This is a genomic window from Amaricoccus sp. (genome assembly GCF_036846665.1).
GTDB lineage: Bacteria > Pseudomonadota > Alphaproteobacteria > Rhodobacterales > Rhodobacteraceae > Amaricoccus.
The window spans coordinates 1-5217 of sequence record NZ_DAIUBO010000253.1 but is presented as its reverse complement, the minus strand read 5'-3'; the positions used below and the strand labels follow the sequence as shown (position 1 = coordinate 5217).

Genomic DNA, 5217 nt, shown 5'->3' with positions numbered 1-5217 from the left:
CCGCCGGTCCTGCCGGCGGTGCCCCCAGCCTCTTGCCCGCTCGCCCGATGCGCGTCAAGCCGGGCGCCGCGGGGCGCCCGGCGGGCGGCGCGGGTCAGTGGAACCCGGCCGATTCCGACCGGTCGTGCGACTGCCGCGCGGCGTCTCCCATCAGCAGGTAATGGAAGAGCCCGCCCAGGGCCGCGCCGATGATCCAGCCGAAGCCGGTGAGCGCGGCCAGCGCCGGAACCCAGACCGTCGCCACCGAGAACACCGCCGCTGCGGCGAAGGCATAGATCGCCTTGCGGTTCCAGCCGGCATCGTAGTGATAGGCGCCGGAGGGGTCCTGGGTGAAGAGATCCTGCAGGTTCACCTTGCGCTTGCGCACCAGGTAATAGTCGGCGACGAGGATCCCGTAGAGCGGCGCCAGCACCGCGCCCAGCGTGTCCACGAAGCCGGCGATGCCGATGCGGCTGATCACCGTCACCCAGAGCGCGCCGATGAAGAAGGCGATCACGGCGGTGATGATGCCGCCCATCTTGGCCGAGATCTTCGACGGCGCGAGATTGGCGATGTCATAGGCCGGCGGGATGAAATTCGCCACGAGGTTGATGCCGACCGTCGCCGCGAAGAAGGTGATCGCCGCGATCACCGTCAGCCAGATGTTGTCCACCCGATCGACGATATCGGCCGGGTTGGTCAGCTTCTCGCCGAAGATCACCACGGTGCCGGCGGTGATGAAGAGCGCGATGAAGGAGAAGAACGCCATCGAGACCGGCAGCCCCCAGAAGTTGCCGGTCCGCATCTGTCCCTCGGTCTTCACGAAGCGCGAGAAGTCGCCGAAGTTGATGATCACCGCCGCGAAGTAAGCGATCATCGTGCCGACGACGGCGATGAAACCGGCGATGGTGCTGCGCTCGGCCTCGCCCGGCGCCTGGAAGATGTTGCCGACCTCGGTCAGGAGCGCCCCGCCGGCCTTCCACCAGATCACCAGCAGGAGCGCGATCATCACCGCATAGACGAAGGGACCGGCCCAGTTCAGGAACTTGCCGACCCACTCGATGCCCATCATGAAGAGCCCGACCTGGAAGACGCAGACGATCATGTAGGAGATCCAGCCCATGGCCGTCATGCCGAGGAACTGCGCCCCGTCCTGCCCGCCGAACAGCGAATGCAGCAGCAGCGCCACCGCCGTCGAGGCGAAATAGGTCTGCACCCCGTACCAGAAGATCGCGACGATGCCGCGGATCGTCGCCGGGAACTTCGCCCCCTGCACCCCCATGGCGACCCGCGCCATCACCGGATAGGGCACCCCGTATTTCACGCTGGGCCGCCCGGTGAGGTTCACCAGCCACATCACGATGAAGCCGGCCACCACGATGGCGGCGAAGGTTAGCCAGCCGTTCAACCCGTAGGAGATGAACAGCGACGCCGCCAGCGTGTAGCCGAAGAGGCTCTGGATGTCGTTGTTCCAGACGTTGAAGATCTCGAAGGCCCCCCAGTGCCTCTTTTCCGGCGACAGGGGCGCGAGATCCTCGTTCCATAGCTCCCCGTCGTGCACTTCTATATCGTAATTCATCTCGGTCACTCTCGTCTCTCCAGCTGGTATTATGGGGTATTCCAGAGGCGCAGCTCGCTGCACTTCGCCTCTGTTCCTGCAAGACGCTACGCCCATCGGGCGTAGCGTGGAAGCGGCAATTCCGGACCGCGCGCCGATTCTAGGCGTATTTGGTCTCGTGGATGCGCACCCGCGGCTTGGGCGCATAGCCGGCGAAGGCGCCGGCGTAGGGCTTCGGCAGCGGGTAGGCGAGGTCGCCGTGCTTGCTCGTGCCGAGGCCGCAGCCGACCAGCGCCTCTACCATCTTGGTCGCGATGGTGACGCCATCGATGACCGGGATGCCGATGTCGGCCTCGATGGCCTTGGCGAGATCGGCCATGCCGCCGCATCCGAGAACGATCGCGCCGGAGCCGTCCTCGTCGCGGGCGCGCAGGCATTCCTCGGTGATGATGCGGCGCGCATCCGAGCCTTCGTCCTCCAGGGCCAGCACCTCGAGCTCGCAGGCACGGATCGCGCGGCAGAAATGGTCCATGCCGTAGGCATGGGCCAGGTGCTCGGCGATGATCTTGGTGCGGCCGAGGGTCGTCACGACCGAGAAGCCGGTCGCGATGAAGGAAGCCGCGTGCATGGCGGCCTCGGCGATGCCGAGCACGGGGCCAGTGGCGACCTCCCGGGCGGCGAGCAGGCCCGGGTCGCCGAAGCAGGCGATGACGTAGCCGTCGACGCCCTCGGCCTCGCCGCGGTAGATCTCCTCGAGCAACGCCATGCCGCTGACGGCCTCGTCGTAATGGCCCTCGATCGAGACGGGCCCGTTCTCGGGATTGACCGCGATGATCTCGGTGCCGGGAGCCGCCACCGACCGGGCCGCCTCGCCGATCTTCGCGGTCATGGAGGCGGTGGTGTTCGGGTTGATGACCTTGATGCGCATTTCGTTCTATCCTTGTTCTGGCTTGGGGAGGCCGCCCCGTGAAGGGGCGGCGGGAGGGTCAGGCGCGGAAACGCTGCGCCGGACCCCAGTGCTGCATCAGCAGCCAGTAGGTCAGGCCCGCGGGGATCAGGCTGGCGTACCAGGAGATCGACGAGAAGGTGAGCGCGACCGCGGCGCCGACCAGCGACGCGATGACCGCGGCCCAGTTCACGCCGCTGTACGGGCCCGCCTCGTCGTAGAACTTCTCGACGTCGAGCGTCTGGCGCCGGATCACGTAGTAGTCGACCACCATCACCGCGAAGATCGGACCGAGGAAGGCCGAGTAGGTCTGCACGAAGAGCTGCAGGCCGGCGGCGCTCTCTTCCTGGACGAGTTTCCAGGGGAAGGTGGCGAAGGCGAGGAAGCCGACGATCACGGTCGCGACCCTGAACGGCAGCTTGAAGACGTCCATGAGCACGTAGGTCGGCGGGATCACGTTGTTCAGGACGTTGGTGGTGACCTGCGCGAAGATGATGAAGAGCAGGGTCACGATCAGGAGCGGCGTGTTGTCGACGGCGCTCGAGAACACCTGGATCGTGTCGGTGATGCCGGTCGCGCCGGTCACCATCAGGCCGATCAGGCCCATGAACAGCGTCACCGGACCGATCGACATCGCATAGATCGTCGTCAAGAGGCCGCGGCTCGATCCGTGAACATGCTCCCGGGAGTAGTCGCTGACGTTCAGGATCATCGTCGAGTAGATGCCGAGGAAGAGCATCGTCGCACCCCAGAACGGCAGCCCCCAGGTGCCCTCGATGTTCACGAGGTTGCTCGTGATCTCGTCGCCGAAGCGGATGATGACGTTGACGAACATGTAGGCGAGCGAGCAGAGGATGAAGATGGCACCGATGTTCTCGAGCCATTTGATCCCCTGGAAGCCCAGCACGCTCAGCGCGGTCTGCAGCAGCTGGAACGTGATGAACCAGAACACGATGTTGTCGAAGCCGAAGAGCAGCACCGAGATCGCGTTCAGGGCGCCGGCGCCGATCCAGCTCTGGAACCCGAACCACACGATCGCCGGAAAGGCGCGCACGAGGCCCGGGAACCGGGTGCCCTTGAACCCGAAGGCGCTGCGGGCCTGCACCATGAACGGGATGCCGTATTTGTAGCCGGCGGCGCCGTTGATCATCAGCGCGAGGCCGATGATGAAGCAGCCGATCAGGATCGCGACGGTCGCCTGGGTCAGGTTCAGGATGCCGACGATCGACGAGCCCATGGTGAAGGTCCCGATCGAGACGCAGCCGCCCATCCAGGCGAAGAGATAGGACCAGCGACCCATGATCCGGGTCTGCTGTGGAGCGAGGGATTCCTCGCCAGCGGCCTTGTGGCCGTGAGCGGCCGCGGCCGCCTGGTCTTCAATTTGTGCAGTGGACATGCCTTCGATGCCTCCAAGTCGGGTTTCAGTTCCGATCAGCCCCCCAGATGAGGCCTTGCATCGCAGCCTCTGAAGCGCTACGTAAAATGTTACGTGGGATTTGATCAGACATACAGGTCGGAAACATGCGAAGGACCTTCAGGACCTTTTTGAAGATCGAGCCGAGGGAGGATGATCGGTGAACAGGGAAACGCGGGTCGGGGACGCGCTGCTGGCCGATCAGGCCTATGCCCGGCTGATCGAGCTACTTCGCTCCGGCGAGCTGCGCAGCAGCCAGTTCGTCTCGATGCCGGAACTGGTGGAGGTGCTCGACCTGCCGCTCGCCGCCACGCGCGAGGCGGTCAAGCGCGCCGATGCCCGCGGGCTGGTGGACATCCTGCCCAAGCGCGGCGTCCTGGTGATGGGCGCCGGCCCGGAGACGACCCGGGACTGCCTCGACCTGCGCGCGCTGCTGGATTCGGAGGGCGCGCGCCGGCTGGTCCGCACCGGCGCGGAGCCCGATCTCGGGGCGCTGCGCGCGACCCATCTGGCGCTGATCGAGGATGCCGAACGCGCCATGACCCCGGATCTGCCCCGGCGTGCCATCGCCACCGACCTCAGCCTGCATGACGCCCTGGGCGCCAGCCTCGGCAATCCGCTGGCCAAGGACGCCTATAACGTCAACCGCGACCGGATCGCGGTGATCCAGAACACCCGCCCCTTCCTGCCCGACCGCATCGTGCCGGCGATGCGCGAGCACCTCGTCATCATCGAGGCGCTGGCCCGCCGCGACGCGGAAGCCGCGGTCTCGGCCATCGAGCTGCACTACCGGGAGACGCTGCGCTGGTGGGGCATCCTCGTCTGAGGTCCCGCAAGGCCCCCGGACCCGTCCGGCGGGCCGGTCACCCGTTCTCGCGCAGCACCCGCCCGGCGAGATAGAGCGAGCCGCAGATCAGGATGCGCGCGCCGGGGTCAGCGGCGGCGATCTCGCGCACCGCCGCGGCCAGGCTGGCGGCGGGGCGGGCCCGGAGCCCCGCCGCCTCCGCCGCCGCGACGGTCTGGCCGGCACTCAGCGTCGCCGCCTCGCCGGGAATGTCGACGCCCGCGAGATCTTCCGCGCAATCCGCCAGCGGCGCGAGGAAGCCCGCCACGTCCTTGGTGTTGAGCATGCCGCAAACCAGATGCAGCGGCCGCGGCCGCAGCCGGCCCAGAGCCTCGGCCAGCGCGATGCCGGCGGCTGGATTATGGCCGCCGTCGAGCCAGAGCTCCGCCGCTCCGGCCGCCTCCACCAGCGGGCCGTGGCGCAGCCGCTGCAGCCGCGCCGGCCAGACCGCCCCGGTCATGGCCGCGGCACAGCCC

The 5217-nt window shown here is 67.2% G+C and carries 5 protein-coding genes; 1 reads left to right on the top strand and 4 read right to left on the bottom strand.

Features of this window, described 5'->3' with window-relative positions; all coding sequences use genetic code 11:
- Positions 1 to 94: 94 nt before the first annotated feature.
- The 3 genes from V7050_RS17935 to V7050_RS17925 form a co-directional block, all read right to left on the bottom strand.
- Positions 95 to 1558: an NCS1 family nucleobase:cation symporter-1 gene (locus tag V7050_RS17935; protein ID WP_324368111.1), complete on the bottom strand. Its 1464-nt coding sequence runs from the start codon at positions 1556 to 1558 to the stop codon at positions 95 to 97.
- 139 nt (positions 1559 to 1697) lie between these two features.
- Positions 1698 to 2465, bottom strand: a complete 768-nt coding sequence (locus V7050_RS17930; RefSeq protein WP_324368101.1) for an aspartate/glutamate racemase family protein — start codon at positions 2463 to 2465, stop codon at positions 1698 to 1700.
- Positions 2466 to 2523: 58 nt separating this feature from the next.
- Positions 2524 to 3879, bottom strand: a complete 1356-nt coding sequence (locus V7050_RS17925; RefSeq protein ID WP_324368099.1) for an NCS1 family transporter — start codon at positions 3877 to 3879, stop codon at positions 2524 to 2526.
- Between the two features lie 178 nt (positions 3880 to 4057).
- Here V7050_RS17925 and V7050_RS17920 point away from each other — a divergent pair, with 178 nt between their 5' ends.
- Positions 4058 to 4723: a GntR family transcriptional regulator gene (locus V7050_RS17920; protein WP_324368097.1), complete on the top strand. Its 666-nt coding sequence runs from the start codon at positions 4058 to 4060 to the stop codon at positions 4721 to 4723.
- A gap of 37 nt (positions 4724 to 4760) precedes the next feature.
- On the opposite strand, the gene V7050_RS17915 is transcribed toward V7050_RS17920, so the two are convergent.
- Positions 4761 to 5217: glutamate ligase domain-containing protein (locus V7050_RS17915; RefSeq protein ID WP_442885710.1), on the bottom strand; the 457-nt coding region annotated here is incomplete at its 5' end.